Source organism: Leifsonia sp. NPDC058292, assembly GCF_042880955.1.
Lineage (GTDB): Bacteria > Actinomycetota > Actinomycetes > Actinomycetales > Microbacteriaceae > Leifsonia.
In genome coordinates this window covers 1-24651 of sequence record NZ_JBHVYL010000034.1, presented here as the reverse complement: position 1 = coordinate 24651, position 24651 = coordinate 1, and the positions used below count along the sequence as shown (strand labels likewise).

Annotated in this window: 30 protein-coding genes and 1 pseudogene; 13 read left to right on the top strand and 18 right to left on the bottom strand. The window is 69.0% G+C overall.

Annotated elements, in window-relative coordinates; all coding sequences use genetic code 11:
- Nucleotides 1-46 precede the first annotated feature (46 nt).
- Complete coding sequence (locus ACFVWR_RS15770; protein ID WP_387214081.1) at nucleotides 47-502, bottom strand: hypothetical protein; 456 nt, start codon at nucleotides 500-502, stop codon at nucleotides 47-49.
- A gap of 168 nt (nucleotides 503-670) precedes the next feature.
- Between ACFVWR_RS15770 and ACFVWR_RS15765 the strand changes: the two genes are divergently transcribed.
- The 3 genes from ACFVWR_RS15765 (at nucleotide 671) to ACFVWR_RS15755 (ending at nucleotide 4322) form a co-directional block, all read left to right on the top strand.
- Nucleotides 671-2083 carry an NAD(P)/FAD-dependent oxidoreductase gene (locus tag ACFVWR_RS15765; protein ID WP_387214078.1) on the top strand — a complete coding sequence of 471 codons (1413 nt, stop codon included), beginning with the start codon at nucleotides 671-673 and terminating at the stop codon, nucleotides 2081-2083.
- A 119-nt stretch (nucleotides 2084-2202) separates the two neighbouring features.
- Nucleotides 2203-3336, top strand: coding sequence for an NYN domain-containing protein (locus ACFVWR_RS15760; RefSeq protein WP_387214075.1), 1134 nt, complete (start codon nucleotides 2203-2205; stop codon nucleotides 3334-3336).
- A 47-nt stretch (nucleotides 3337-3383) separates the two neighbouring features.
- Nucleotides 3384-4322 (top strand): NADP-dependent oxidoreductase, encoded by a 939-nt coding sequence (locus ACFVWR_RS15755; protein ID WP_387214072.1) that lies wholly within the window; start codon nucleotides 3384-3386, stop codon nucleotides 4320-4322.
- A 15-nt stretch (nucleotides 4323-4337) separates the two neighbouring features.
- Here ACFVWR_RS15755 and ACFVWR_RS15750 read toward each other — a convergent pair whose 3' ends face one another.
- Nucleotides 4338-4634, bottom strand: a complete 297-nt coding sequence (locus ACFVWR_RS15750) for a DUF4287 domain-containing protein (RefSeq protein ID WP_387214069.1) — start codon at nucleotides 4632-4634, stop codon at nucleotides 4338-4340.
- Between the two features lie 133 nt (nucleotides 4635-4767).
- Between ACFVWR_RS15750 and ACFVWR_RS15745 the strand changes: the two genes are divergently transcribed.
- Nucleotides 4768-5019, top strand: a complete 252-nt coding sequence (locus ACFVWR_RS15745) for a hypothetical protein (protein WP_387214066.1) — start codon at nucleotides 4768-4770, stop codon at nucleotides 5017-5019.
- Between the two features lie 32 nt (nucleotides 5020-5051).
- On the opposite strand, the gene ACFVWR_RS15740 is transcribed toward ACFVWR_RS15745, so the two are convergent.
- Nucleotides 5052-5531 (bottom strand): nucleoside deaminase, encoded by a 480-nt coding sequence (locus tag ACFVWR_RS15740; protein WP_387214063.1) that lies wholly within the window; start codon nucleotides 5529-5531, stop codon nucleotides 5052-5054.
- A gap of 112 nt (nucleotides 5532-5643) precedes the next feature.
- On the opposite strand from ACFVWR_RS15740, the gene ACFVWR_RS15735 reads away from it, so the two are divergent.
- On the top strand, nucleotides 5644-5919 hold the full coding sequence (locus ACFVWR_RS15735) for a hypothetical protein (protein ID WP_387214060.1): 276 nt from the start codon (nucleotides 5644-5646) through the stop codon (nucleotides 5917-5919).
- Between the two features lie 7 nt (nucleotides 5920-5926).
- On the opposite strand, the gene ACFVWR_RS15730 is transcribed toward ACFVWR_RS15735, so the two are convergent.
- The 9 genes from ACFVWR_RS15730 to ACFVWR_RS15690 all read right to left on the bottom strand — a co-directional run bounded on the left by ACFVWR_RS15730 (nucleotide 5927) and on the right by ACFVWR_RS15690 (nucleotide 12545).
- Nucleotides 5927-6133 (bottom strand): CDGSH iron-sulfur domain-containing protein, encoded by a 207-nt coding sequence (locus tag ACFVWR_RS15730; RefSeq protein WP_387214057.1) that lies wholly within the window; start codon nucleotides 6131-6133, stop codon nucleotides 5927-5929.
- Nucleotides 6130-7167 (bottom strand): iron-containing redox enzyme family protein, encoded by a 1038-nt coding sequence (locus tag ACFVWR_RS15725; RefSeq protein ID WP_387214054.1) that lies wholly within the window; start codon nucleotides 7165-7167, stop codon nucleotides 6130-6132. The genes ACFVWR_RS15730 and ACFVWR_RS15725 overlap by 4 nt, the downstream gene beginning before the upstream one ends.
- A gap of 31 nt (nucleotides 7168-7198) precedes the next feature.
- Nucleotides 7199-8170, bottom strand: a complete 972-nt coding sequence (locus ACFVWR_RS15720) for a glycosyltransferase (RefSeq protein WP_387214051.1) — start codon at nucleotides 8168-8170, stop codon at nucleotides 7199-7201.
- A 133-nt stretch (nucleotides 8171-8303) separates the two neighbouring features.
- On the bottom strand, nucleotides 8304-9185 hold the full coding sequence (locus ACFVWR_RS15715; protein WP_387214048.1) for a manganese catalase family protein: 882 nt from the start codon (nucleotides 9183-9185) through the stop codon (nucleotides 8304-8306).
- A gap of 57 nt (nucleotides 9186-9242) precedes the next feature.
- Nucleotides 9243-9797, bottom strand: coding sequence for a DUF3618 domain-containing protein (locus tag ACFVWR_RS15710; RefSeq protein ID WP_387214045.1), 555 nt, complete (start codon nucleotides 9795-9797; stop codon nucleotides 9243-9245).
- Nucleotides 9794-10210, bottom strand: coding sequence for a phage holin family protein (locus ACFVWR_RS15705; RefSeq protein WP_387214041.1), 417 nt, complete (start codon nucleotides 10208-10210; stop codon nucleotides 9794-9796). The genes ACFVWR_RS15710 and ACFVWR_RS15705 overlap by 4 nt, the downstream gene beginning before the upstream one ends.
- Nucleotides 10207-10905: a hypothetical protein gene (locus tag ACFVWR_RS15700; RefSeq protein WP_387214038.1), complete on the bottom strand. Its 699-nt coding sequence runs from the start codon at nucleotides 10903-10905 to the stop codon at nucleotides 10207-10209. Before ACFVWR_RS15700 ends, ACFVWR_RS15705 begins: the two co-directional genes overlap by 4 nt.
- A gap of 132 nt (nucleotides 10906-11037) precedes the next feature.
- Complete coding sequence (locus tag ACFVWR_RS15695) at nucleotides 11038-12015, bottom strand: SDR family NAD(P)-dependent oxidoreductase (RefSeq protein WP_387214035.1); 978 nt, start codon at nucleotides 12013-12015, stop codon at nucleotides 11038-11040.
- A complete protein-coding gene (locus ACFVWR_RS15690; RefSeq protein WP_387214032.1) occupies nucleotides 12012-12545 on the bottom strand; it encodes a DUF2231 domain-containing protein in 534 nt (177 codons plus the stop codon). The genes ACFVWR_RS15695 and ACFVWR_RS15690 overlap by 4 nt, the downstream gene beginning before the upstream one ends.
- 196 nt (nucleotides 12546-12741) lie before the next feature.
- Here ACFVWR_RS15690 and ACFVWR_RS15685 point away from each other — a divergent pair, with 196 nt between their 5' ends.
- Nucleotides 12742-13398, top strand: coding sequence for an alpha/beta family hydrolase (locus tag ACFVWR_RS15685; protein ID WP_387214029.1), 657 nt, complete (start codon nucleotides 12742-12744; stop codon nucleotides 13396-13398).
- A 13-nt stretch (nucleotides 13399-13411) separates the two neighbouring features.
- On the opposite strand, the pseudogene ACFVWR_RS15680 reads toward ACFVWR_RS15685, so the two are convergent.
- Nucleotides 13412-13564: pseudogene (locus tag ACFVWR_RS15680) on the bottom strand (phage tail protein); the annotation flags it as partial.
- Nucleotides 13565-13695: 131 nt separating this feature from the next.
- Here ACFVWR_RS15680 and ACFVWR_RS15675 point away from each other — a divergent pair.
- Complete coding sequence (locus ACFVWR_RS15675) at nucleotides 13696-13842, top strand: hypothetical protein (protein WP_387214026.1); 147 nt, start codon at nucleotides 13696-13698, stop codon at nucleotides 13840-13842.
- Nucleotides 13843-13912: 70 nt separating this feature from the next.
- Here the strand turns inward: ACFVWR_RS15675 and ACFVWR_RS15670 are convergent, their stop codons facing one another.
- The 3 genes from ACFVWR_RS15670 to ACFVWR_RS15660 all read right to left on the bottom strand — a co-directional run bounded on the left by ACFVWR_RS15670 (nucleotide 13913) and on the right by ACFVWR_RS15660 (nucleotide 16060).
- Nucleotides 13913-14365 carry a hypothetical protein gene (locus ACFVWR_RS15670; protein WP_387214023.1) on the bottom strand — a complete coding sequence of 151 codons (453 nt, stop codon included), beginning with the start codon at nucleotides 14363-14365 and terminating at the stop codon, nucleotides 13913-13915.
- 220 nt (nucleotides 14366-14585) lie between these two features.
- Entirely contained in the window at nucleotides 14586-15659 is a 1074-nt protein-coding gene (ychF, locus tag ACFVWR_RS15665) for a redox-regulated ATPase YchF (protein ID WP_387214020.1), read from the bottom strand.
- An 11-nt stretch (nucleotides 15660-15670) separates the two neighbouring features.
- On the bottom strand, nucleotides 15671-16060 hold the full coding sequence (locus tag ACFVWR_RS15660) for a VOC family protein (protein ID WP_387214018.1): 390 nt from the start codon (nucleotides 16058-16060) through the stop codon (nucleotides 15671-15673).
- Nucleotides 16061-16171: 111 nt separating this feature from the next.
- Between ACFVWR_RS15660 and ACFVWR_RS15655 the strand changes: the two genes are divergently transcribed.
- On the top strand, nucleotides 16172-16936 hold the full coding sequence (locus ACFVWR_RS15655) for a helix-turn-helix domain-containing protein (RefSeq protein ID WP_387214015.1): 765 nt from the start codon (nucleotides 16172-16174) through the stop codon (nucleotides 16934-16936).
- On the opposite strand, the gene ACFVWR_RS15650 is transcribed toward ACFVWR_RS15655, so the two are convergent.
- On the bottom strand, nucleotides 16893-17648 hold the full coding sequence (locus ACFVWR_RS15650; RefSeq protein ID WP_387214012.1) for a class I SAM-dependent methyltransferase: 756 nt from the start codon (nucleotides 17646-17648) through the stop codon (nucleotides 16893-16895). The genes ACFVWR_RS15655 and ACFVWR_RS15650 overlap by 44 nt on opposite strands.
- Nucleotides 17649-17724: 76 nt before the next feature.
- Between ACFVWR_RS15650 and ACFVWR_RS15645 the strand changes: the two genes are divergently transcribed.
- Together ACFVWR_RS15645 and rmuC are read left to right on the top strand one after the other, a co-directional pair.
- On the top strand, nucleotides 17725-18306 hold the full coding sequence (locus ACFVWR_RS15645) for an exonuclease domain-containing protein (protein WP_387214008.1): 582 nt from the start codon (nucleotides 17725-17727) through the stop codon (nucleotides 18304-18306).
- A 111-nt stretch (nucleotides 18307-18417) separates the two neighbouring features.
- Entirely contained in the window at nucleotides 18418-20277 is a 1860-nt protein-coding gene (gene rmuC, locus ACFVWR_RS15640; protein ID WP_387214005.1) for a DNA recombination protein RmuC, read from the top strand.
- 706 nt (nucleotides 20278-20983) lie between these two features.
- Here rmuC and glpX read toward each other — a convergent pair.
- Nucleotides 20984-21985: a class II fructose-bisphosphatase gene (gene glpX / locus ACFVWR_RS15635; RefSeq protein WP_387214002.1), complete on the bottom strand. Its 1002-nt coding sequence runs from the start codon at nucleotides 21983-21985 to the stop codon at nucleotides 20984-20986.
- Nucleotides 21986-22168: 183 nt separating this feature from the next.
- Between glpX and ACFVWR_RS15630 the strand changes: the two genes are divergently transcribed.
- The 3 genes from ACFVWR_RS15630 to ACFVWR_RS15620 all read left to right on the top strand — a co-directional run bounded on the left by ACFVWR_RS15630 (nucleotide 22169) and on the right by ACFVWR_RS15620 (nucleotide 24632).
- On the top strand, nucleotides 22169-22738 hold the full coding sequence (locus ACFVWR_RS15630) for a PepSY domain-containing protein (RefSeq protein ID WP_387213999.1): 570 nt from the start codon (nucleotides 22169-22171) through the stop codon (nucleotides 22736-22738).
- Nucleotides 22739-22875: 137 nt separating this feature from the next.
- Nucleotides 22876-23901 carry a class II fructose-bisphosphate aldolase gene (gene fbaA, locus ACFVWR_RS15625; protein ID WP_387213996.1) on the top strand — a complete coding sequence of 342 codons (1026 nt, stop codon included), beginning with the start codon at nucleotides 22876-22878 and terminating at the stop codon, nucleotides 23899-23901.
- Nucleotides 23902-23966: 65 nt separating this feature from the next.
- A complete protein-coding gene (locus ACFVWR_RS15620) occupies nucleotides 23967-24632 on the top strand; it encodes a DUF6264 family protein (RefSeq protein ID WP_387213993.1) in 666 nt (221 codons plus the stop codon).
- The last annotated feature ends 19 nt before the right edge of the window (nucleotides 24633-24651 follow it).

The window sequence follows — 24651 nt, the reverse complement described above, 5'->3', positions numbered from 1 at the left end:
CGAGAGCGAGGACGACCAGCGGGGCGGGCCGAGCGGATCGGGCGGCCTAGATGTCTTTCAGGGTCCAGCTCACGAGCTTCGGGGCGCCGAGCGTTCCGCCGATCGTGCAGATCGCGACGATGCTGCCGGTGCCGTCGACCGGCTGCGGCAGCGAGAAGCCCGCGATCGCCTGGTAGGTGCCGTCGGGGTTCTTTGTGGCGCCGTTGGCCGGGTCGTACGGCCGCAACTCGGAACCCGGATGGTCGGCGGCATAGTTCGCGAGGCCGAGCACGGCGCAGGCGTGCCAGGCGGTGAGCGCGTCGATCGGGTCATCCGGTGACGCGGGGACCTTCACCGGCGCCGGCGTGGCGGTGGCCGTCACCGTGACGGTCGGTGCCGGTGTCGACGCCGAGACGCTGCCCGAGGCCGCGCATCCCGCAAGCGCCCCCGCTGCGGCCAGCGCTGTCAGCACGGCAGCGGATGCGGCGAGCGCCACCCTGAGCGTCGAACGATTTCTCTTCATGATTCCCCCCGATTCGTGTGCTGCGGCCCTCAGTGCAGCAGTGCAATTTTAGGGCGCACACCACGGGACCACGTCCGTCGAACCATCACGGATTCGTGACGATTCGAGCACCGCTGCACCCGCATCCTTGCAAGAATGTGACGAACCGGCAGAGACGAGGCCCGACCCGTGGGAAGCACCGTTTTCGAGAGGATGCGCCCCGACGCCTCCGTCGTCGATCGCTCGCTCGTTGGCACCCGGCAGACGCCGTTCTGGATCGAGGACGCCCCCGGCGACCCGTACCCCGAGCTCACCGCCGACCTGGCTTGTGATCTCGCCGTCGTAGGCGGCGGGTACTCGGGACTCTGGACCGCGCTGCTCGCCAAGCGCGAGAATCCGGGCGCCCGCGTCGTGCTGCTGGAGGGCAAGCGCGTCGGATGGGCCGCATCGGGGCGCAACGGCGGCTTCTGCGAGGCGAGCCTCACGCACGGCGACGAGAACGGGCTGCGCCGGTTTCCGGATGAGTTCGACCGGTTGCAGCGCCTCGGCCTGCAGAACCTCGACGAGATCGAGGCCACGATCGCTGAGCTGCAGCTCGACGCCGAGTTCGAGCGCAACGGCGCCATCGACATCGCGACCGAACCGCACCAGGTCGAGTGGCTGAGGAATGCGGCCGACGAAGCGGGCGACGACGTCACCTTTCTCGACGAGGCCGCCGTGCAGCGCGAGGTGCACTCCCCCACCTACCTCGCGGGCCTGCGCCGAACGCGCGACTCGGCGCTCGTGCATCCTGCGAAGCTCGCGCGTGCCCTCGCCCGGGCCTGCGTCGCCGCCGGGGTCGAGATCTTCGAGCACTCCCCCGTCGACTCCATCGGTGACGGCTCCGTGCTGACCATGCCGCGCGGCCGCGTGCGTACCGACCGCACGGCGTTGGCGACCAACGTGTTCCCCTCCCTGCTGAAACGCAACCGGCTCGCCACGGTGCCCGTGTACGACTACGTGCTCATGACCGAGCCGCTGACGGATTCGCAACTCGCGTCGATCGGCTGGCAGGGCCGACAGGGTCTCGGCGACTCGGCGAACCAGTTCCACTACTACCGGCTGTCGGCCGACAACTGCATCCTCTTCGGCGGCTACGACGCGATCTACCACTACGGCGGGCGCGTGCGCAGCGAGTACGAGGATCGGCCGGCGACCTTCCACCGGTTGGCCGGACACTTCTTCACCACGTTCCCGCAGCTCGACGGTGTGCGGTTCTCGCACAAGTGGGCGGGCGCCATCGACACCTGCAGCCGGTTCTGCGCGTTCTTCGGCACGGCCCGCGGCGGACGCGTCGCCTACGCCACCGGCTACACCGGCCTCGGCGTCGCCGCGACCCATTTGGGCGCGCAGGTCATGCTCGACCTGCTGGCCGGCCGCAGCACCGAGCGCACCCAGCTCGAGTTGGTACGCAGCCGGCCGCTCCCGTTCCCTCCCGAGCCGGTGGCATCCGTCGGCATCAACCTCACCCGGTGGTCGCTCGACCGGGCCGACCACGCCGAGGGGCGTCGCAACCTCTTTTTGAAGTCGCTGGATGCCGTGGGGCTGGGATTCGACTCCTGAGCCGGAAGGATCGGGCGACACGCCGTCGGATCGTCCGGCACGACGGAGATTCGGTCACCGAGTCGTGAAAACTCCGGCGAGGCGGTGGCAGAGCGGCGCGCATCCACCAGACTGGGGACATGACTGAACCAGGCGACGGCCGTGTCGCCGTTTACATCGACTTCGACAACATCGTGATCTCCCGCTACGACCAAGTGCACGGTCGCAGCTCCTTCATGCGCGACCGCTCGAAAGGCGGTGGTGGCGGAATGACGGCCGACCCCAAGGTCGCCGAGAAACTCGCCCTCGCCACGGTGGACATCGGCGCCGTGATCGACTTCGCCTCCTCCTTCGGCACCCTCGTGTTGACCCGTGCGTACGCCGACTGGTCGGCGGCCGTCAACGCCGAATACCGGGGCCAGCTCGTCGGCCGGGCGGTCGACCTGGTGCAGCTGTTCCCGGCTGCCGCGTACGCGAAGAACGGAGCGGACATCCGGCTCGCGGTCGACGCGGTCGAAGACCTGTTCCGCCTGCCCGACCTCACCCACGTCGTCATCGTCGCGGGTGACTCCGACTACATCGCGCTCGCCCAGCGCTGCAAGCGGCTCGGCCGCTACGTGGTGGGCATCGGCGTCGCGGGCTCCACCAGCAAGTCGCTGGCCGCCGCCTGCGACGACTTCGTGACCTACGACGACCTGCCCGGCGTGGCCGCGGTGGCGGGAGACTCGGATACCGACGCCGAGCCGACGACGGACCTCGCCGGTCAGGGCGCCGCGGCTCCGGCGGAAGCGGCAGCCGCAGCCGGCTCCGCGGCCGGGACTTCGGCCGAGCCGACCACCGAATCGGCCACCGGCTCCGGCGCAACCGCGACGGGTGGCAAGCGTTCGACCGCGACCACACGCAAGAAGTCGACCCGCGCGCCGAAGACCGCCCCCGCGCAACCGGAGGCCGAGATCGAGGTCGACGACATCCCGACCGTGCAGCCGGAGGCCGACCAGACCGACCCGCAAGAGGAGGCCACCCGGCTGCTCCTGCGCGCCATGCAGCTCGGTCACGAGAAAGACGACGCGGAGTGGTTGCACATCTCGTCGGTCAAGTCGCAGATCAAACGGATGGACCCGTCGTTCAGCGAGAGATCGCTCGGCTTCCGGTCGTTCAGCGACTTCATCAAGTCCCGCGACACCCTGGTCGACCTCGACGACAGCACCACCGCGCTGATGCTGAAGCTCATCCCTCAGCGTCGATCGAAGGCGCGCCGCGCCCAGCATCCCTGAACCGGTCGACGACTTGCGGAATCACCTGGCGGGCATTGAATAGCACCATGGCTCTTTCTTGGATGGCGACTCGCTGGGGTGACCTCGATGGCTGGGAGTTCGTGGAACGGGAGGTTCCCGCGCCCGCTCAGGGCGAGGTGACGATCCGCGTGTCCGCCGCCGGCGTCAATCCTGCCGACCGCAAGCACGTGCTCTCCCCGAGGCCAGGCACCACGCCGCCGGTCCCGATCGGCTACGAGGTCGCCGGAGTGATCTCCGCGGTCGGACCGGACACGGAGATCGCCTCAGGCGGCGGTGCGGCCGGGGATGCGGTGCTCGCGTTCCGTGTGGTCGGCGGCTACGCGACCGAGCTCACGGTGCCGGCGCGCGACGTCTTCGCGAAACCCGACTCGCTGGGCTTTCCGGAGGCCGCGAATCTTCTGCTCGCCGGTACCACCGCCTCGCAGATGCTGCACGTGACCGGTGTCGGCTCGGGAGACACCATCCTGCTGCACGGGGCGTCGGGCGCCGTGGGTGTGAGCGTTCTCCAGCAGGCTCGCGCCCTCGGCATCCGGGTCGTCGGCACGGCGAGCGAGGCGCGCTTCGACGTGGTGCGACGGTTCGGTGGCGAGCCGATCGAGTACGGCCCCGGCCTCGCCGACAGGGCGAAGGCGGCCGCCCCCCGCGGCTACACCGCCGCGCTCGACACGGTGGGAACGGATGAGGCGGTCGACGTCTCCCTCGAGCTGGTCGCCGACCGCAACCGGATCGTCACGATCGCCGCAGCCGACCGAGCCACCGACGGCGGCTTCATCGCGATCGGCGGCAACCAGCCTGAGAGCGCCGCCTACCGCGACAGCGTTCGGGCCGACCTCATCCGGATGGCCGGCGAGGGCGAGCTGGAGGTGCCGATCGCGCGTACGTATCCGCTGGCGGAAGCGGTCGAAGCGCTCACTTTTCTGCGCGAAGGGCACCCGGGCGGCAAGCTCGCACTTCTGGCCGAGTGATCGGGGCCGGAGGGCTCAGCCCTTCACCGGCTTGGTCGCCTGGCCGTCGAGCCAGAGCGTGTCGGACTCGTCGCTGTGGGCCGTTCCCGTTCCGACGTGTTTCGCGTCAATCTTGGCGCCGTTCTTGATGACGTGAACGAGCGCCATCGCGTGACCCCGGCCGAGGTCGAAGTCGGTCTTCAGCCAGTCGACGATCACACCGGCCTTCGTGGCCGGATCGTCGTAGCCGCGTTCGGCTGCCAGGGCGATGAACTCGCGCGGGGTCTTGCCGGTCTTCTCCTCGATGTTGTCGAGGTAGGCCTGGAACGACATGGAGCATCCTCACTCTCTGCGATTGCGACTGCGATTGCGACTGTTTGCACTGTATCGCCCGGGCCGACGGCGAACACGCGGAACGCCGCCCGCTTCGCGCGGTCGGCGGGGCGCCGGTTGTAGAGTGCGGCGCATGGACGCCGTGACGCGAACCATCCATGCAGCCCTCCTCTACGAAGACGGGGCGACGCTCGACAGCGTCGTTGTCGTTCCCCTGATCGGCGGATGCCCGCCGGGACAGATCCGCGTCGCCACCACTTTCGGCGGCGCTCTCGCCTACGACATCTACGTGCTCGACGACGACGAACAGTATTCGTCGATGCCCGCCTACCCTTACTACGCCACGATTCCGCTCACGACCGAGGATCTCGAGAAGGACTTCTGACTCGCATCCGCTAGCCGCGCGGCAAGCATCCGCTAGGCGCGGGCGGCAAGTTCCAGCAGGCGCCTGACGTCTTCGTCGAAGCCCGCGACAGGCCCGTCCACCGGGATGCCCGGTGCGATCGCGGTGACCGGCAGCGCCGCGACGGGGCCGGGCGGGAGACCCCATCCTTCGCGCCACCCGACGATCTGGGCCGAGGATGCGGCGTACACGATGCGCCCGAGTCCCACCCAGGCGTGGGCCGCCGAGCACATCGGGCAGTGTTCGCCCGAGGTGTAGACGGTCGTGCGCGCCCTGTCGGCGGCGGGAACGTTCTCCGCCGCCCAGCGCGCGATCTCGAACTCCGGATGCCGGGTGTCGTCGCCGCCGCTCGTGCGGTTTCTGTCTTCGAAGAGCACCGTGCCGTCGTGCGCGACCAGCACGGAACCGAACGGTTCGTCGCCCGCCTCCAACGCCTCCCGCGCCAGCTCGACCGCTCGCGCCACCCAGACCAACTCGTGCTCGTCGACCGTCATCCCCGCTCCTTCCGTTCGCGTCCACCCTAAGTGTCGTCGGCGCGCGGCGGCCGCATCCCGCGACCCGTTCGACCCATTGTCGCGAGCCGCGGCCGAGGGTAGCGTGCGCGCCATGACAGATCCGAAGAGCGTGCGCGCCGACGACGAAGCCCCGTTGGATGACACGGAGCTGACCCGAAAAGATCGCTCGTACAGCCCGTCGAGCGACCGGGAGACCGAAGAGCTGCAGGGAACCGCCGCGGAGACGGCGACGAAGGACGGGGTCAAGCAGTTGCCGGGCACGGGCGGCCCCGATGACGGCGGCGATGTGGAGGTACCCGACGACCACATCGATCCGAGCGTGATCGTCGAGCGGGCATCCGGCCGCCATCGCCCGGGCGACGCCTGAGTTCGGCCTAGCGTTCCGTCTTGAACCCGACGGCCTTGTGCGTGCCGTCGCAGAACGGCTTGATGGACGACACTCCGCAGCGGCAGAGCGCGACCGTACGCCGTCGCTGCTCGATCGGCTCGCCCTCCGGCGTCTCGAGCCGGATGTTCCCCCGCACCAGCAAGGGTCCGTCGGGGCAGGCCACGACGATTGGCACATCCCGCGACTCGGTCATGCCGGCACGCTCTCCCTGGCGCGCAGCGAACTGCTGCCGGCCTGCCACCGGTCGAGCATGTGCTGCGCCGCCAGCCCATCGACGTACAGACAGGCCTTCGCCCCGAAGATGATGTCGGGCAGGAGCTCGGGGTGGGCTTCGGCGAGGCCGCCGGCGAGGTCGCGCCCGGCGATCTGCTCGTGCACCGCATCCGCCTCGACGTGCTCGTCGTAGTAGCCCACGACGTCGTCGCCGAAACCGAGCCGACGGAAACCGTTGCCGTAGAACCGGTTCGGGATCGACGACGTCATCTCGAAAGCCGCGAGATGACCGGCGATGGCTCCGCGCAGGCTTCGGTTGAGCCCGAACATCGACATCTGGGTGAACGACGCGAGGGTGATCGCGGGAACGTCGTCGATGTACGCGCCGTAAGCGTCGTCGAGCCCGAGTCCGCGCATGGTCTCGGCGAAGATCTCGGCGTGGATGCGCTGCGGTCGGCCGGCGCCGTACTCGTCGGACTGCACCTCGACGAGCGCCGCCTTCGCACGGCCCGTGAGCCGCGGGATCCCCCAGGAGTGCGGGTCCGCCTCTTTGCGCGTGTAGATCGAGCGCTGGATCACGAACTCGGTCACCTGTTGCTCGGTCGCCTTCTTGGCGATGAACCGCGACAGGCTCGGGCCACCATCCTCACCGGTGAGGTCGAAAAGGTAGGCGGCGACAGCCTCCGCGTCGGGCTCCGGCAGGTCGTCGAGCGGGATGCGCTCTCGCAGCTGCCGCTCGAACTCGCGCTCGATGAGCCGCCGAGCGCGCACGAGCCCGGGATTCCACTCCCATTCGTCGTCGGCGTCGACGGTGTCGCCGTAGGAGAGCCCGTACATCATGAGCAGGGTGAGTTGGAGGTCTTCGTCCGTGAGCAGGTCGGGGTCAGCGTCGAGGGCGGCGGCGGTCAGTTCGACCACCCGGCCCATCGCGGGGGAATCGGGATGTGCGTCAGTGCTGAAGGCGTGCTGGAGCGCCTCGCTCACCGGTCCGCGAGGCGTGATGCGTGGTGTCATGCTTCGAACATCGCTGCTCCGGCGATGGAGATCAAGCGCTTGCGTCGCGAGCGATTCGGTGCTTGGCACGCAGTACGCCTAGCGACGTGCCCGCCCGCGCCAGCCGACCGTCCGAATACCGCACGCCTCCGCGCAGCCGCTGGCCGACCGCCAGCCAGGAGCAGATGCCGCGTTCGAGCAGCCAGAGTGGAGCCCACAGCGCCGAGGTGGCGGGAAACACGCGCCGTCCGCCGGCACGGCGTCGGCCGAGTTCGGCCACGACCATCGAGGCCAGCGCGAGCAGCGGCAGTCTCCTCGGCGAGCGCGCGGCGATGACGAGCAGCGTCGGCAAGATGAACAACTCGGCTGCGAGCCGGGTGGGCTGCGCGAAGCTGTCGTAGGCCTGACGCACGCGCTGCCCGGCGAAATGCCGGGCGGTCGGCGGTCGCCGCTCGACGAACAGCCCGGGAGCCGCCAGGTGGCGGCCGCCCGCGGCGCGCACGGTGCGGATGAGCTCCAGATTCTCGAACAGCACGTCGCCGTCGTAGCCTCCCGCATCGAGGAGCGTCCGGCGTCGTACGGCCAGCGTTCCCGGGAAGTCTCCACCGAGCGCCCGGTTCAGCAAGATGCGCCCGGTGTCCCAGCGGGCGTGCCACGGGCGGGGCGAGAAGTGGTTCTGCGGCGACACCACGTCGGCGTGCTCGAGCAGCTCAACGACCTGACCCAGCGTCTGCGGGGTGTACCGCACGTCGTCGTCGGCGATGACCACGCGATCGTGACGCGCCGCGTGCAGCCCGGTCATGACCCCCGCGACCTTGCCGTTGCAGCCGGGCCAGGGCTGCACAGGCAGATGCCGAACCGTCGGCGGAAAGGCGGCCGCGTGACGCCGGAACAGGTCGGGCCCCGAGCCGTCGACGACGGTCACGTCGATCACCGAGCACAACCGTTCCAGGTACTCGACAAGCTCGTCGAGCCCCCGGTCGTCGGCCCAGCGCAAGGGAAGCACGTACTCGGCGGCGATCACGGTCGCACCATACGCCGCCGGACATACCGCCGCCAGGGCAACTCATCGGGCCAGTGCAGCGCGATCGGGATGACGACGGACGCGTCGGCGACCCGCGCATCCGCTGGCCGCCGACGTCGTTCGATCGGTTTCGTCATTCCTTGTGCAGTTTGTCCTGTGTCGCCCCGGCCACCTTTTCGACGGTGTTCGGCACCTCGGTCGTGCCGTAGAACCGCACATCCGGGTGCGTGGGCGGCGGCATCGGCACCGTCGACTGTGGGCCGTCGAGGTACGTGAACTCGCCCTTGCCGTCCGGCGTCGGACCGCTCGCCCAGCTGCCGGTGGACGCCGCCTCGCCGTTGGAGAAGTTGATGTACTCGTAAGACACGTCGCGCTCCTCCTTGTTGATCGGGAAGTTGCTGGGCACGGGGATGTCCTCCACGCCTTCCGCCCGCAGTTCCGCCGCGGCGGCGAGCCACTGGTTCTGGTGCATCGTGTCGCGCGCGAGGAGGAACGAAAGGAGGTCGCGCACGCCCGCGTCGTCGGTCATGTGGTACAGCCGGGCGACCTGCAGGCGGCCCTGCATCTCGGCGTTGGCGTTCGCGGTGAAGTCGGCCAGCAGGTTGCCGCTCGCCGTGACGTACGAGCCCTGCCACGGGTTGCCGTTGCTGTCGACCGGGCGAACGCCGGCACCGGCGACGATCGCGGCCTGCACATCCGTCGCCCCGATCACGGCGGCGACGGTCGGGTCGTTCTGCACCGCGTCTTCGGTGATCCCGAGCGGAGCCTTCTCGAGCAGCTGCGCGATCATGATCGCGAGCATCTCGACGTGCCCGAACTCCTCGGCGCCGATGCCGTAGAGCAGGTCGCGGTACTTGCCGGGCATGTGGGCGTTCCAGGCCTGGAATCCGTACTGCATCGCGACGGTGATCTCGCCGTACTGACCGCCGAGCACCTCCTGAAGCTTTCGTGCGTAGACAGCGTCAGGCTTGTCGGGTGTGGCCGTATGCTGCATCTCTTGCCGGTGGAAGAACATCCTGCATCTCCTGTTCGCTTGCGGTCGTTCGATTGCGGTCGTTCGATTGCGGGTGCGTCAGACAGCGTGCTTGGCCTCACCCGCCTGGTCTTTGACGTCGTCGACCGCCGACGAGGCCTCGCCCTTGACGGTCTGCACCGCATCCGTGGCCGACTCCTTGACCGCCTGCATCGCGTCCTGAGCAGGTTCGCGCAGATCGTCCGCCACGTCCTTCGCTGCGTCAGCGGCCTGCTGCATGAGCGGCTGGGCCGCCTCTTTCACCTGAGCGCCGAGCTGCTTCTCCTTGTCACTCGCCGGGATGAGCGAAGCGGCCAGCCAGCCCACCCCGAAAGCGATGAGACCCACTGCCAGCGGGTTGCCCTGCGCCTTGGCGACAGCCGTGTGGCCTGCGTCCGCGATCGTGTCGCCGGTGGAAGACGCCGACTCCTTCGCGTCGTCGGCCGCACCCATGACCCGGTCTTTCACCGAGCTGAACGCCGCACGGACCTTCCTTGTCTGTCGCTGCGCGATCTTCGACGGTGTCACCTTGTCGGCGAGGGCGTCGACGTCGCTGCCGAGGTCGCGGCGGGTCGCCTCGATGTCGGCGCGGATCTCGTCTGGGTTGTTCGTCATCGGTTCTCTCCATTTCGTTTCAGCGTGTCCGGAATCTCTTTGATGGTGTCCACGGTCTGCGGTGCACCCTTGATCGACTTGATGTTCTTGCGCCCGATGAGGAAGAGGATCAGCGCGACGATCGCCCAGATCACCGCGACGATCACCGCCGACCAGGCGTTCCCCACCAGGTAACCGAGCGCCCACCAGAGCGCCACCGAGAGGAAGAACACCGCCATCAGACCGGAGTATCCGGCGCCGCCCATCAGTCCCGCGCCCTTGCCTGCTCGCGACGCCGTCTCGCGCAACTCGGCCTTCGCCAGCTCCAGCTCCTGGCGCATCAGCGTCGAGATGTCGCGCGAGACCTCGCTCAGCAGCTCGCCGAGGGATGTCGACTCCGCCTTGCGTTCGGACGGAGTAGGGATGTCGCTCATCGCCAGTCCGTTCCGGTCGTTCCGAGGTCGTCGAGGCCGCCGGAAGCGTCCTCCGCCGTGGCCGGCACGATGCGTGCTTGAGGAGTGCGCATCACCGGCGGCGGCACATCCTCGGCCGCCGCCGACCCGCCGGCTGCGTCCGAGGTCGATCCCGGAGTCGAGCCGGCGGTCGATCCCGGGGTCGAGCTTGCGCCGGCGACAGAACGCGTGAGGCGCCCGGCGAGAACGCCCGCGATGGCGGCAGCGGCGATGAACGTGCCGGGCCGACGACGTGCGAACGAGCGCGCCTCGTCGAGCAGGGAACCTGGATCGCGCTGGTCGAGCCAGCTCGCGACCTCGCCGGTCTTCGCCGATGCCTGGTGCACCAGATCCGTCGCCATGCCGCCGGACTGCGAGCTGCGCGCCATCTCGCCCAGCTCGTCGCTCACCGATCGCAACCCGGCCGCCACGCGCTCCTGCTGCCTCGCAGCCTGGTCTTTCAGTTCTTGCTGCGTCTGGCTGAGCAGGTCGCCGACCTGGCTCTTCGCCTCCTGAGCGACGCTCGCCGCCTCTTCCTTGGCCGTCTCGACGACGTGCTGGCCCGACTCCTGCGCCGTCTCGGCGACGTGCGCGGCCTGTTCTCGTGCCACGTCGGCCGTGCCTCCGGATGCCTCTGAGCTTCCGTACGCAGTGCCTGACTGGTTGATGTCTGTCATTGTTCCTTCGCCTTCCGTCTGGGATGGGATGGCCGCCAGTATCAGCCGCCGCTTCTTCCTCAACCAGGGGATTCCGCCGCACGAAAAGGCGGTGTAGCACCGTCGGGTCGTGCCCGCGTTGGCGCGTCTGGGCTAGCGACGCTTGCCGACTCGGCGGAGCATCCACATCCCCAGGGCCACGGCTGCGGCTGTTCCGATCGCGGTGCGCAGGGCGGTCTTCGATCGGCCGTGCCAGCCTCCGGTGACGCTCGCCTCGGCCGACGCGTCGGTCGTGAAGAGCGTGCCACTGCCGTTCTCCCCGCCTCGTGTGGGCGACAGGTTGGTGAGCTCGGTCTGGAGGGCCACTTGTCCCTCGATCACCCGAGGCGTGCGCCTGTGCTGACGGACGAGCGCCCGCCCGAGCAGCCCGACGACGCGCTCGGGACGGTGCGGGCGCCGCAGCGCCGACTCGATTCGTCTCGCGACCAGTTCGGGCGGGTACACCGGCGGAAGCGCTCGCACCTGGCGGCCCGTATGGTTGGCCGCGTGCCGGAAGAAGGGCGTGTCGATGGTCGCCGGCAGAATCGACACCACGTGAACATCCCGTTCGTGTCGCAGAGCCAGCTCCGACCGCGCACTCGCCCCGAGCGCACGCACCGCGGCCTTCGACACGCTGTAGGCGGCACCATAAGGCTGCGGCACCACGCCGAGGATGGACGCGATGTTCACGATCACGCCCGAACCTTGGGGGATCATCCGGCGCAAGGCCGAGCGTGTGCCGTTCACCACGCCCATCACGTTGACGTCGATCACGTGCTGGAACTCTTCGAGCGGAACGCTTTCCAAGTGCCCGTACGTCGCCACGGCCGCACAATTGACCCACGCGTCGATCCGGCCGTATTCGACCACCGCGCGGATCGCCACCGCCTCCACCGCTTCCGCGTCGGACACATCCGCCGCGACGGCGACCGCCGCACCGCCCCGGGAACGGCACTGTTCCGCCAGCGCCCCCAGCGCATCCTCTCGGCGGCTGACCAGAACGAGCGACGTCCCGCGCCGCGCCAGCCGAAGCGCGGTCGCTCGCCCGATGCCGCTCGAGGCGCCGGTGATGACGATCGCTCCGGCGCTCATTCGAATCCCTTGCGCTGAGTCGCTTCGTCGGCGACGCGCACGCCATAGCGGTACGCAAGCTCGCCGCCGAGAAATCCGGACACGCCGACGCACGCCAGCGCCACGAGAGACACCACGAAGCCCGCCACCGACGCCTGCCCCACCTGGGTCGTCCGCACGACGAAGCCGATGGCGAACAGCACGATCGCGGCCGAGTTGAAGCCGAGATGGATGAGCGCGGTACGCCGCGCCTTCGTCCCCTTCTCGAGCTGCGACAGGTCGAGCAGTCCGAGCACTGCCGCACCGAGGGCCGCGATCACCCCGATCGCGACGAGCCACTGCGCGCCGAGAGAGAACGCTCGAGGTTCGACGCCGCACAGCGCGAGGATGTCGAAGACCACGCTCGCCGTCCACGCCCCGATGGGCACGGTGACCACGGTCGCGTGCAGTGGATGCCCGTACGGCCCCGCGAGCGCCGTGCGGGGCCGCTTTGCTCGTGCTTGCCTTTCCTCGGCCGCCCCGGCCGGTGCAGAGATGTTCCGGTTCGTCATGCGCTCGTCCTCCGTGTCGCCTCGTGCCGTTCGTATCGGCTTGCGCCGTTCGTATCGGCTTTGTGCCACAGCTGTACGCCGGCCGAGGCCGTGGTCTACGGGATTGACACGGGGCGCGGGCATCCTTCGGTCGTCGCCCCGACCGTCTCGCCTCGGGAGCCGAGGCTCGCCCGTCCGGCCCGGTAGCCTCGACAGGGTGGATATCGTTGTGCCGACCGATTCGGGGCCGGGTCGTCTCGCGGTCGCCGTGGCCGACCATCCGGCGGCCGTGCTCTGGCTCGGTCACGGAGCGGGCGGCGGAATCGAGGCCGTCGACCTGGCAGCGCTCGCCACAGCGCTACCCGCGCTCGGTGTGACGGTCGCACGGTTCGAGCAGCCTTGGCGCACCGCCGGCAAACGTCTCGCACCGCGGCCGGCGGCGCTCGATGCCGCCTGGCTCCAAGCCGCTCCCCTGGTTCGCGAACTCGCAGCCGGCCTCCCTCTCGTGGTCGGCGGACGCAGCGCCGGTGCCCGGCGCCGCACCGCCGAATCCGTGGGCGCCGCCGCCGTCGTCTGCCTCGCCTTCCCGCTGCATCCGCCCGGGCGGCCTGACAAGTCACGACTCGACGAGCTGCTCGCCCCGGAGGTGCCGGTGCTCGTGCTGCAAGGTGAACGGGACACGTTCGGCACTGCGGCGGAGGTCGCCGGTGCGGTCGGGTCTGCTGACGGGCGCGCCGACATCGCGGTGGTCGGCGTTCCGGATGCCGATCATTCGCTCAAGACGCCGGCCCGCTCCCCGGTGCGCGCCGCAGACGTCGCCGACGTGCTGACCGTGTCGGTGGCCGACTTCATCCGACACGTCACGCGAGCGTGATGGTGCGCTCGGGTCAGTGCTCGCCTTTGATCACGAAGAACGAACCGCGGATGACACCGGCCAGCTTCGACTTCTGGCGCGCGAACTTGAAGCGCTCGGCCAGCTCGGCGGGCACATCCATCCCCTCAGCGAGCTTGAACCCGACGGCGCGCTTGCCCGAGTCGGCGATCCCGCCCGACACGCCGGCGAAACATCCGTCACGACGGAAGAATCGGCCGCATCCGTGCAGATCTCCTTCGCGTTTCGGGCGGGTGAGCGGTACGAGCCCGGGAAGTCGGAGGATGTTACGGTTTCCCCGTGCTGCTTGTTGTGATTCCCGCGTTCGCCGCGTTCGTGGTGCTCGCGTTCATCGTGTGCTGGCTCATCTGGGGTTTGCCGAAGCTGATTATGCAGGCTCGCCGAGCGCGCCGTGCCGCCCTCGCCCGGCGTGCCGATCGCTCGTAGAGCCCGTCGGCAAATCCTCGAGCGGGAAACGACGGCGCCGCGAAGTCGTTGTCGACGCTGCCGCGCACTACTATCCGTCCGCGCGGAGCGCACGAGGTCGCACGGCCCACCGACGCGGCCAGCGAAGGTGAGCGCAGGAGAACGACAGGAGCACCCACCCGGCGAGGAGCAGCCAGCCGTTGGGCATCAACATCTCGAACCACTGGGAGGATGCCGCTCGAATCGTCTCCTCCTGCCCGAGAAGGAACGAGACGACGATCAGCGCGCCGCCCAGGGGCGCTCCGGCGACCATGACCTCGCCGTTGTCAATCCACCACCGCCTCAACCGCGGGATCAACCGGATCGGCGATCCGATCAGCGCAACGACTGCGGTAGTCAGAAGCGCGGCCGCCGCGCTCCAGACCAGCCATCCGATGACCGAGAGCATGCCTTCGTATGGCGACCGTGCCGCGAGGATCACTCCCAGCCCGGTGAAGAACATCACCACTAGCGTCGCCCCGCACTCGATAGCGAGAAGGAGCACGCCGGTCACAACCGAAGGACCCGAGAAGACCGGAACGCTGTCATCATTTCCGTAGCGCTCATCTGTGTCCCCATCCTGCAACCCGACCTGTGACTACCTTCAAGCTAGCGTCGGCGATCCCGTCCGACACGCCGGCGAAACGTCCGTCACGACGGAAAATCGTGCCGCATCCGGCCAGATCTCCTGCAGGTTTCGGCGCCAGCAGGGCCGGAGAGGAGGTTCAGTTGTTGAACCGGAACTCCACCACGTCGCCGTCCTGCATGACGTAGTCTTTGCCCTCCATGCGGGCCTTGCCCTTGGCGCGGGCCTCGTGCACCGAGCCGGTGGCGACGAGGTCGTCGAAGGAGATGACCTCGGCTTTGATGAAACCTTTTTCGAAGTCGGTGTGGATGACGCCGGCGGCCTGGGGAGCCTTCCAGCCTTTGTGGATCGTCCAGGCGCGCGACTCTTTCGGACCGGCGGTGAGATAGGTCTGCAGGCCGAGGGTGTCGAAGCCGATGCGGGCGAGCTGGTCGAGGCCGCTCTCCTCCTGGCCGGTGGAGGCGAGGAGCTCTGCCGCGTCGGCGGGGTCGAGGTCGATGAGCTCCGACTCGAGTTTCGCATCCAGGAACACCGCCTGAGCGGGCGCGACCAGCGCGGAGAGAGCATCGCGGCGGGCGGGGTCGGTGAGCACGGCCTCGTCGACGTTGAACACGTAAATGAACGGCTTGGCCGTCAGCAGGCCGAGCTCCCGGATCGGCTCGAGGTCGATGGATGCGCTCGACAGCGGCTTGCCGGAGTCGAGGACGTCGTGGGCGGCCCGCGCCGTCTCCAGCACGATCGGCTCGAGCTTGCGGCCCTTGACCTCTTTCTCGTAGCGGGCTTCCGCCTTCTCGAGGGTCTGCAGGTCCGCGAGGATCAGCTCGGTGTTGATCGTCTCCATGTCGCCGGCGGCGTCGACCTTGCCGTCGACGTGCACCACATCCGGGTCTTCGAAGCCACGGACGACCTGCGCGATCGCGTCGGCCTCACGGATGTTCGCGAGGAACTTGTTGCCGAGCCCCTCCCCCTCGCTCGCGCCCTTGACGATGCCTGCGATGTCGACGAACGACACCGGGGCGGGCAGGATGCGCTCGCTGCTGAAGATCTCGGCCAGCTTGTCGAGACGCGAATCGGGTAGGTTCACCACGCCCACGTTCGGCTCGATCGTCGCGAACGGGTAGTTCGCCGCGAGCACGGTGTTCTTGGTCAGGGCGTTGAACAGGGTGGACTTGCCCACATTGGGGAGTCCGACGATTGCGATAGTGAGAGCCACGGGCAGCCAGTCTACCGGCCGGGACCGTCGCTTTCCGGCGCGGTCGCCGCGGTCACGGTGAACACCGGGTTCTCGATGAGGCCGAGGATGCTGCCATCCGGCGCGCGGAACGTGCCCAGACGGATGCCGTCCCCCACATCCGCGATCGCGTCCACCGGAACGGCGCCCAGCTCGGTTAGCCGTGCGGCGGCGGCGTCGATGCTGCGCACGCCCCAATAGGTCTGCGGCCCGGCCTCGGGGTCGGCGGCCGGGTCGAGCCCCAACTCGTAGCCTCCGGGGTTGAAGCCCACGAAGAACGGCTCGTCGAAGTACGGCTGAACACCGAGAACGGCCGACCACCACTCCTTCGCGGCGGCCAGGTCGGGGGCGGGATAGACGACGGTGCGGAGTCCGAGCAGCACGTTTCGAGCCTTTCGTCGGTTGGTGATAAAGCAAGCGGATACAACCCAGTCAACCGTGTCGCCGCCGCCCGCGTCTTGTACGAATCGGCCAACGGTGCGAGAGTTCAGCGCATGTATGCCGAAGTCCCGGCGCCGGCGGAGGTGCGCGACGCGGTCGCCTGCCTGTGGACGCGCACCGCCGAACCGGGCGACCCGGCCACGTTGGTGCTCCCCGACGGGTGTTTCGATCTCATCTGGACTCCCGGAAACCCGCTCATGCTCGCCGCGCCCGACACGGTCGCATCCCACGTTCCCGCCGGTACCGCAGACGCCTGGGTCGGCCTGCGATTCCGCCCTGGCGTCGGCAAAGCCGTGCTGGGCGTGCCGATGGAGGCGCTTCTGAACGAGCGCCCGACGGTCGCGGATGTGCTCGCCGAGCGGCCGCGCTCGGCCGAGACGCGCGCATCCGGGGACCTGATCGCACAGCTCTCGCAGGCGGGGACCCCGGCCGAGGCCGCGCAGACGCTCACCTCACTCGGCGGCCTGCTCAACCGGGCGGCGCCCATCGACCGCCGCGCACTGCACGCGACGCGCCTGCTGGCCGACCCTCAGCGGACCGTCGCCTCGGTCGCCGCCGAGGTCGACCTTCCGCAGCGAACGCTCAACCGACGGATGACGGAGCAGGTCGGCTACGGCCCGAAGATGCTGCAGCGCGTGCTGCGGCTGCAACGGTTCCTTGCGCTGGCGGAGGGCACGGGCGCGGACCGAGGCATCCGGCTCGGGGAACTCGCGGCGACAGCGGGGTATGCGGACCAGCCCCATCTCGTTCGGGATGCGGCGGCGCTCACCGGTCTCACACCGACGGCCCTTCTAGCCGCGCGCGGAAGCACTCCGTGACGTACGGCATCTCGAACGTCTCCCGCCCGGCGAGTGCGGGATGCTCGGACGCCAGACGACGCAGCGAGGCGATGACCGCGGCCTGGGCCTGCGCATCCTTCGTGATGAAGTAGCTGCGCGAGCGTGCCAGATCGAGCAGCCCATCCAGCGTCATCGGCTGCACCCACCGCACCTCGTGGCGCACGAGATCTCCGAACGGCGGCCCCACCCGGGGCGGAGCGTCATCGCCGAGATAAGCGTCGGCGGCTTGCATCAACTGGCCGAGCTCGCGCACCCAGTCGACCGACTCGTCGCGCGTGTTCCAGACCAGGCCGAGGGTTCCTCCCGGGCGGAGCACCCGAGCGACCTCCGGCACGGCGATGTCGGGATCGACCCAGTGCCACGCCTGCCCGCAGACCACGACGCCGACGCTGTCCTCGTCGAGCGGAAGCTGCTCCCCGGAGCCGAGCCGTGCGTCCACCTCGGGGAGGGCGTGGCCGAGCACGCGCAGCATCTCGGGCGACGGGTCGACGGCGAACACCTCCCGGTCGCGATCCATCAGCGACCGCGTGAGCTTGCCCGTGCCCGCACCGAGATCGAGGATGGGGCCGCTCGTGCTCTCGAGCAGCCATGCCACCGCTTCCGCGGGGTATTCGGGACGCGCCGCGTCGTACACGTCGGCCGCCCGATCGAAGGACCGAGCGTGGGCATCGTGTTGGTTCCGTGCTCGCATGCTCCGATCGTACGCACCTGCGCGGCGCGCGGGCCGCCTCACCGGCAGCGTCGGTAGCCCGTGCGAGCATGTGCTCGTGACACTGGACTTCACCGCCATCGACTTCGAGACCGCGAACGGGAGTGCCGCATCCGCTTGCTCGGTCGGTCTCATCAAAGTGCGAAACGGACGGGTCGTCGACCGAGCCGGCTGGCTCATCCAGCCGCCCATCGGCCACGACGACTTCAACGAGTGGAACACCAGGATCCACGGGCTCTACGCCGAAGACGTGGTCGGCGCCGCCACCTGGAGCGAGCAGCTCCCCGACCTCGTGGCGTTCGCTGAAGGCGACCATCTCGTCGCCCACAACGCCGGCTTCGACATGGGCGTGATCCGTGCGGCCTGTGCCGCGACCGCGCTCGTCTGTCCCGAATTCAGCTACCTCTGCAGCCTCCAGGTCGCACGCAAGACCTACAACCTCGAGTCGTACCGCCTTCCGGTCGCCGCGATGGCCGCCGGATTCGAAGACTTCCACCACCACGACGCCCTCGCCGACGCTGAGGCCTGCGCCGCCATCGTCGTCCACGCCGCCAAGCGGCACGGGGTCGCCACGGTCGGCGAGCTCGCCGCCATCACCGGCTCGCGACTCGGCCGGATCGGGGCGGCCGTCGCCGCCTGAGCGGTCTGCGGATGCGGTGTGTGGGTGCGGTCTGCGGATGTGGTCTGCGGATGTGACAACCGTCCGATGTCGCAACCACCCGATGTCGGAGGCCGCTGACACACTGTCCTCATGGACATGCTCTCCCTCCTCCTCGGACTCCTCGGCGGTCTCATCGTCGGTGCGGTGGCCGCCGGTTACGCCGTCGCGACACTTCTCCGCCGCCGATCCGAGGCCGCGGCCCCGAGCGTGCCGGTCGAAGATCCCGCCGTCGTCGCCGCCCGCCACGCCGCCGAGCTCGCCGAGGCACGTGCGACGGAGGCCAGCATCCGTGCAGAGATCAGCAGTGACCTCGCGGCTGCGCAGGCGACCGTCGACTCGCTCAGGCAGCAGGTCGTCGCGCAGCAGGAGCAGTACCGCGAGCTGGTCGAACGGCATCGCGCCGAGGCACAGAGCGCGGCCGAGCGGGAACGCGCCGAGAGCAAGGTTCTGCAGGCCCTCGCACCGGTGCGCGAGAGCCTCAGCGACATGCAGAAGAAGGTCGTCGAGCTGGAATCCCAGCGCAGCCAGCAGCACGGCCAGCTCACCGAGCAGCTGAAATCGGCCACGGAGTCCGAGGAGCGGCTGCGGAGCACCGCGGAGTCGCTCGCCTCCGCTCTCCGGTCCAACAGCACCCGTGGCGTCTGGGGTGAGACCCAGCTGCGCAGCGTCGTCGAAGCTGCCGGCCTCATCGAGCGCGTCGACTTCGACGTGCAGTCGAGCATCCACTCGGATGCGGGCGCGGGGCGACCCGACATGATCGTGCGTCTGCCGGGCGGCAAGAGCATCGCGCTCGACGCCAAGGTGCCGTTCAACTCCTACCTCGAGGCGAGCCAGATCCCCGCAACGGCCACCGGCAGCGAGGGCGCTCGGCGCGAGGCCCTGGTGAAGCAGCACGTCAAGGCTGTGCGCGACCACATCACCACCCTCGGCAGCAAGTCGTACTGGTCGGGGCTCGAGGCTTCGCCCGAGCTCGTGATCGCGTTCATCCCGAGCGAGTCGCTCGTCTCTTCGGCGATGGAAGCCGACCCCTCGATCATGGAGTTCGCGTTCAGCAAGCGCGTCGCCCTCGCGTCGCCGGTCACCCTCTGGTCGGTGCTGAAGACCGTGGCCTTCAGCTGGCAGCAGGATGTGCTGACTCAAGAAGCGAAAGAGCTCTTCGACCTCAGCCGCACCCTCTACAGCCGGCTGTCCACGACGGCAAGCCACATCGAGAAGCTCGGCCGCTCCCTCGAGCGCACCGTCAAGGACTACAACGGCTTCGTCGGCTCGTTCGAACGCCAGGTCTTCCCCGCCGCCCGCAAGCTGAACACCCTCGACGAGTCGAAAGTGATCGGCGTCATGTCCGGCATCGAGGAGTCCCCCCGCGAACTGACCGCCTACGAGCTCGTCACCGAACTCGAGCCCGCGCCCCCCGCGGCCGCGGCCGCCCTCCCGCCCGCCGCTCCTCCCGTCGCGGCCGCGAACGTGGCCGCCGCCGCGGCACACTCTTCCGCACCCGAAGCGTCCGCGACCGCGGCAGAGCCCGCCACCGACGCAAAGCCCGCCGCCCAAGCAGACGAATCGGCCACCGACGCAGAACCCGCCACCGGAGCAGACGAATCGGCCACCGAGGTGGAGCCCGCCTCCGAAGCAGAAGAGCCCGCTGCCCAGGCGGAATCCGCCACCGAAGCAGAAGAGCCCGCTGCCCAGGCGGAATCCGCCACCCAAGCAGAAGAGCCCGCTGCCCAGGCGGAATCCGCCACCCAAGCAGAAGAGCCCGCTGCCCAGGCGGAATCCGCCACCGAAGCAGAAGAGCTCGCTGCGGACGCGGGAGAGCCCGCGCTAGCCTCCCAGCTCGAGCTCGACTTCGATGCCGAACCGCGCGACATGCACGGTGTCGACAAGCTGGCGCTCCAGGAGCACGAGAAGGCCCTCGCCTCCGACGCCGAGTCCGAGCGCCGCTCCGCCTGAGCGCGGCGGCCATCCGCCAGCCGCGCCGCGCCGAGCCCCAGCCAAACGACAGGGCCCACCACCTCCACCGCCCCCACCGCCCCCACCGGGTCAGCCGAAGCCAACGAGCGTGGCCGCTGCGGTCGAATGTGGCCGGCACCGCGGTAACACTCGACCGAAACGGCCACACTCGAGACCACCCACTCGCCCTGGGCTACTGGGCTACTGGCCACGGGGGCACCGGGCACCGGGCACCGGGCACCGGGCACCGGCCACCGGGCACCGGCCACCGGGCACCGGGCACCGGCCACCGGCCACCGGCCACCGGCCACCGGCCACTGGCCAGCCTTGCCACTTCACTCCGGTACGGCCGGGACATCGGCTTGCACCCGCGAGTGTGGCCATTCCGTCGAATGTGGCCAGCAGATCGACCACCCTCGACGACTGTGGCCACTGCGGCCGGATGTGGCCGGCACTCCGGTAACACTCGACCGGAACAGCCACGTTCGAGAACGCGCGCGCTCCGTACGCGCCGCTCTTCGCTCACCATGGCGTTCCCCGACCAGCCCTGCCGTTCCACCGCGGAATGGCAGGAGTGTCAGCACGCACCCGTGAGTGTTGCCGTTTCGCTCGAGCGTGGCCGGCGCACCGGGCGCACTCGACCCAAACGGCCACAGTCAGTCACCCACGCGCGCACGCTCACCGCTCACCGCGCACCCCGCATCCCTCACAGGTCGGCGGGCTCGAGCCATTTCGCGGCGACGTGGTCGGCGATCACGCGGCGGACGGTGCCGCTCTTGGAGCGCAGCACGATGCTCTCCGTGCGGATGATGGGGCCTTTGCGGCGCACACCTTCGACCAGTCCGCCGTCGGTGACACCCGTTGCGACGAAGAACGTGTTGTCGCCTTTGACGAGGTCGTCGGCGCCGTAGATGCGGTCCATGTCGAGGCCCGCGGCGATGCCGCCTGCCCGCTCGGCGTCGTCTTTGGGGGCGAGCTTGCCCTGCATGAACCCGCCGATCGCCTTGATCGCGCAGGCGGTGGTGATGCCTTCCGGGCTTCCGCCGATTCCGATGCACATGTCGATGCGCGATTCGTAGCGGGCGGCGTTGATGCCGCCGGCCACATCCCCGTCCAGCATCAGACGCGTTCCGGCGCCGGCGGCGCGGATCTCCTCGATGAGGCCTTCGTGGCGCGGGCGGTCGAGCACGGCGATGCGCATCTCGCCGACCGGCTTGCCTTTCGCTTTGGCCAGTTCGCGGATGTTGTCACCCACCGACTGCGACAGGTCGACGACTCCGTGGCCTTCCGGGCCGGTGACGATCTTCGACATGTAGAAGACGCTGGATGCGTCGAGCATCGTGCCGCGGTCGGAGACGGCGATCACAGAGAGCGCGTTCTGGCGGCCTGCCGCGGTGAGGGAGGTGCCGTCGATCGGATCGACGGCGATGTCGACGGCCGGCCCACGGCCGTTTCCCACGTGCTCGCCGTTGAAGAGCATCGGGGCGCGGTCTTTCTCGCCTTCGCCGATCACGACGACGCCATCGAAGTTGACCGTTCCGAGGAACTTGCGCATCGCATCCACCGCCGCACCATCTGCCGCGTTCTTGTCGCCGCGCCCGATGAACGGGGTCGCCCGGATCGCCGCCGCTTCTGTCGCCCTCACCAGTTCCATCGCCAGGTTTCGATCCGGATGCAGGTACAGCGTGGCGGTGTCGGTGCTGGTCATGATGGGTCCTCCCGGACGGATTCGGCAACAGTGGCGGCGGCCACGGATGCATGACCGCCGCCAGTTTACCGGCGGCGCTCCGCACAGCTGGGAGTAATCCCTCAATTGCACGCGTGTGCAGCGTTTGTGGAATATCGTAGGTAAGAATGATCAGTGCAAGATACTACTAACAGTAAGGAAATCATGAACCGCAACCAGCGCACGCTCGTAGCTTCTCTGGGCGCCGTCCCACTGACCATCGGCCTCCTGACCTCCTGCGCGACGACCACACCTTCGACCCCGTCCCCCGCGGCGACGAGTTCGTCGAGCAGCACGCCCAGCGCATCCGGAACTGCTCCCGCTGCCCCAGGCGGCACCGCGATCACCGACGCCGTCGCCGCCGCGACCGCCGCCGTGCCCGGCGACGTCGTCGAGATCAGCGACGATACCGATCGCAACGTGCCCGTCTGGGAGGTGCTCATTCGCACGACAGCCGGCGAAGGGGTCGAGGTCACCCTCGATCGCGCCTCGCTGAAGGTGCTCTCCCAGGAACCGAACGATCTCCCCGATGAAGCGCGTGGCGCCGCCCCTGCCGTCTCGGCGAAGAGCGCCATCGCGAGCGTGCTTCAGAACCAGCCGGGCGCGACCGTCGAGTCAGCCGAGCTCGACGATGTCAACGGCCGGGTCGTGTGGGAGATCGACGCCCGCTCGAGCACGGGAACACAATCGCGCATCTCCGTCGACGCGGCCACCGGCGAGATCGTGACCGGCTGATCCCTCGGCCGGCTACGGCTCCAACAGCGACGACCGCGACGCTCGCGACGTCCGCGACGTCCGCGGCCGCGGAATCGCCCACCGGCCGTCTCGGTATGATGAGTGCCGTTAGCCCCAACACACTTCAAGGAGCCGCAATGCCCATCGCCACGCCGGATCAGTACGCCGAAATGCTCGACAAGGCGAAGGCCGGTGGGTTCGCCTACCCCGCGTTCAACGTGTCGTCTTCGCAGACGATCAACGCCGTGCTCCAGGGTCTCACGGAGGCCGGCAGCGACGGCATCATCCAGGTGACGACCGGTGGCGCAGACTACTTCGCCGGCCACACCGTCAAGAACCGCGCAGCCGGCGCCATCGCTTTCGCGAAGTTCGCCACCGAGGTCGCCAAGAACTACCCGATCACGGTCGCGCTCCACACCGACCACTGCCCGAAGGATGCGCTCGACGGTTTCGTTCTGCCCCTCATCGCCGCGAGCGAAGAAGAGGTGAAGGCGGGCCGCAACCCGATCTTCCAGTCGCACATGTGGGACGGCTCGGCCGTTCCGCTCGGCGAGAACCTGGAGATCGCGAAAGACATGATCAAGCGCACGAAGGCGATCAACGCGATCCTCGAGGTCGAGATCGGTGTCGTCGGCGGCGAAGAAGACGGTGTCAGCCACGACATCAACGAGCACCTGTACACGACTCTCGACGACGCCATCCAGACCGTCGAAGCCCTCGGCCTGGGCGAGAACGGCCGCTACATGGCCGCCCTCACCTTCGGCAACGTGCACGGCGTGTACAAGCCGGGCAACGTCAGGCTGCGCCCGGAATTGCTGAAAACCATCCAGGACGGCCTGGCCGCGAAGTACGGTCACGGGCCCAAGCCGCTCGACCTGGTCTTCCACGGCGGTTCGGGTTCGACGGACGCCGAGATCGCCGAAGCCGTCGCGAACGGCGTCGTGAAGATGAACATCGACACCGACACGCAGTACGCCTTCACCCGCACGATCGCGGACTACATGTTCAAGAACTACGACGGCGTGCTCAAGATCGACGGCGAGGTCGGCAACAAGAAGGTCTACGACCCGCGCGCCTGGGGCAAGGTCGCCGAGACAGGCATGGCGGCCCGCGTGGTCGAGGCCACGCAGCAGCTCGGCTCGGCCGGCCACTCCGGCAAGTAGTCTCCAACGGCGGTCGGGTCTCACCCCCGACCGCCGTTCTCGCATCTTCAGGGAGGACGGCCGGCATGGCCGACGACGACAAGAAGCCCGACGAACGACCGCGCCCGCAGTTCGGTGAGCTCGCTCCGGAAGGCTGGGTGTGGCGGCCGCCCGCCGACCACGACCGGCTGGACACATCTCAGCCCCTCGCCCCGGCCGAGACCGACCCCGAGTCTGAGCGCACGCAGTACGCGGCGACGCGTGGCACTGCCGCACCACCGCACACCGAACACACCGCGTCCGCCCACCCGTACGCAGCGCACGGTGACCCCTCCGCTCCACGGGCACAGCTCCGCCGCGCCGCGCCGCGCTGGAACCTCGGCTGGACGATCGGCCTCCTCATCCTGGGCTTCCTGGGGATGTCGTACTCGATCGGCACCCTCAACGCCCTGCCCGCGGCGATGCAGTTGCTTCACGTCAACCAGAGCCTCGGTGACTACACGGCCGCGCCGTCGGTGGCGGGCATCCTGACGGCGGGCTCCATCACGATGGGCGCCATCTGGGTGGCCTCGGCGGTCATCACCGTTCTCCTGCTCACTCGTCGACGGTTGTCGTTCTATGTGCCGCTCATCGCCGGTGTCGTCGCCTTCATCGCGTTGATCGTATTCGTCTCGCTCGTGCTTGCGACAGACCCCGATCTCATGACGGTCTACGGGGCTCTCGCGCCCGCGACCGCGACGCCCACCCTGTGATGCGAGAACGGCCCGGCCG

Coding starts and splice junctions, on each gene's coding strand:
- ACFVWR_RS15630 (WP_387213999.1), top strand. CDS start 22,169: ATGAACCGCAACCAGCGCACGCTCGTAGCTTCTCTGGGCGCCGTCCCA.
- ACFVWR_RS15705 (WP_387214041.1), bottom strand. CDS start 10,210: ATGAGCGACATCCCTACTCCGTCCGAACGCAAGGCGGAGTCGACATCC.
- ACFVWR_RS15690 (WP_387214032.1), bottom strand. CDS start 12,545: ATGACGAACCGGAACATCTCTGCACCGGCCGGGGCGGCCGAGGAAAGG.
- rmuC (WP_387214005.1), top strand. CDS start 18,418: ATGGACATGCTCTCCCTCCTCCTCGGACTCCTCGGCGGTCTCATCGTC.
- ACFVWR_RS15750 (WP_387214069.1), bottom strand. CDS start 4,634: ATGTCGTTCCAGGCCTACCTCGACAACATCGAGGAGAAGACCGGCAAG.
- ACFVWR_RS15655 (WP_387214015.1), top strand. CDS start 16,172: ATGTATGCCGAAGTCCCGGCGCCGGCGGAGGTGCGCGACGCGGTCGCC.
- ACFVWR_RS15740 (WP_387214063.1), bottom strand. CDS start 5,531: ATGACGGTCGACGAGCACGAGTTGGTCTGGGTGGCGCGAGCGGTCGAG.
- ACFVWR_RS15710 (WP_387214045.1), bottom strand. CDS start 9,797: ATGACGAACAACCCAGACGAGATCCGCGCCGACATCGAGGCGACCCGC.
- ACFVWR_RS15650 (WP_387214012.1), bottom strand. CDS start 17,648: ATGCGAGCACGGAACCAACACGATGCCCACGCTCGGTCCTTCGATCGG.
- ACFVWR_RS15730 (WP_387214057.1), bottom strand. CDS start 6,133: ATGACCGAGTCGCGGGATGTGCCAATCGTCGTGGCCTGCCCCGACGGA.
- ACFVWR_RS15695 (WP_387214035.1), bottom strand. CDS start 12,015: ATGAGCGCCGGAGCGATCGTCATCACCGGCGCCTCGAGCGGCATCGGG.
- ACFVWR_RS15620 (WP_387213993.1), top strand. CDS start 23,967: ATGGCCGACGACGACAAGAAGCCCGACGAACGACCGCGCCCGCAGTTC.
- fbaA (WP_387213996.1), top strand. CDS start 22,876: ATGCCCATCGCCACGCCGGATCAGTACGCCGAAATGCTCGACAAGGCG.
- ACFVWR_RS15735 (WP_387214060.1), top strand. CDS start 5,644: ATGACAGATCCGAAGAGCGTGCGCGCCGACGACGAAGCCCCGTTGGAT.
- ACFVWR_RS15700 (WP_387214038.1), bottom strand. CDS start 10,905: ATGACAGACATCAACCAGTCAGGCACTGCGTACGGAAGCTCAGAGGCA.
- ACFVWR_RS15770 (WP_387214081.1), bottom strand. CDS start 502: ATGAAGAGAAATCGTTCGACGCTCAGGGTGGCGCTCGCCGCATCCGCT.
- ACFVWR_RS15760 (WP_387214075.1), top strand. CDS start 2,203: ATGACTGAACCAGGCGACGGCCGTGTCGCCGTTTACATCGACTTCGAC.
- ACFVWR_RS15715 (WP_387214048.1), bottom strand. CDS start 9,185: ATGTTCTTCCACCGGCAAGAGATGCAGCATACGGCCACACCCGACAAG.
- ACFVWR_RS15725 (WP_387214054.1), bottom strand. CDS start 7,167: ATGACACCACGCATCACGCCTCGCGGACCGGTGAGCGAGGCGCTCCAG.
- glpX (WP_387214002.1), bottom strand. CDS start 21,985: ATGACCAGCACCGACACCGCCACGCTGTACCTGCATCCGGATCGAAAC.
- ACFVWR_RS15755 (WP_387214072.1), top strand. CDS start 3,384: ATGGCTCTTTCTTGGATGGCGACTCGCTGGGGTGACCTCGATGGCTGG.
- ACFVWR_RS15745 (WP_387214066.1), top strand. CDS start 4,768: ATGGACGCCGTGACGCGAACCATCCATGCAGCCCTCCTCTACGAAGAC.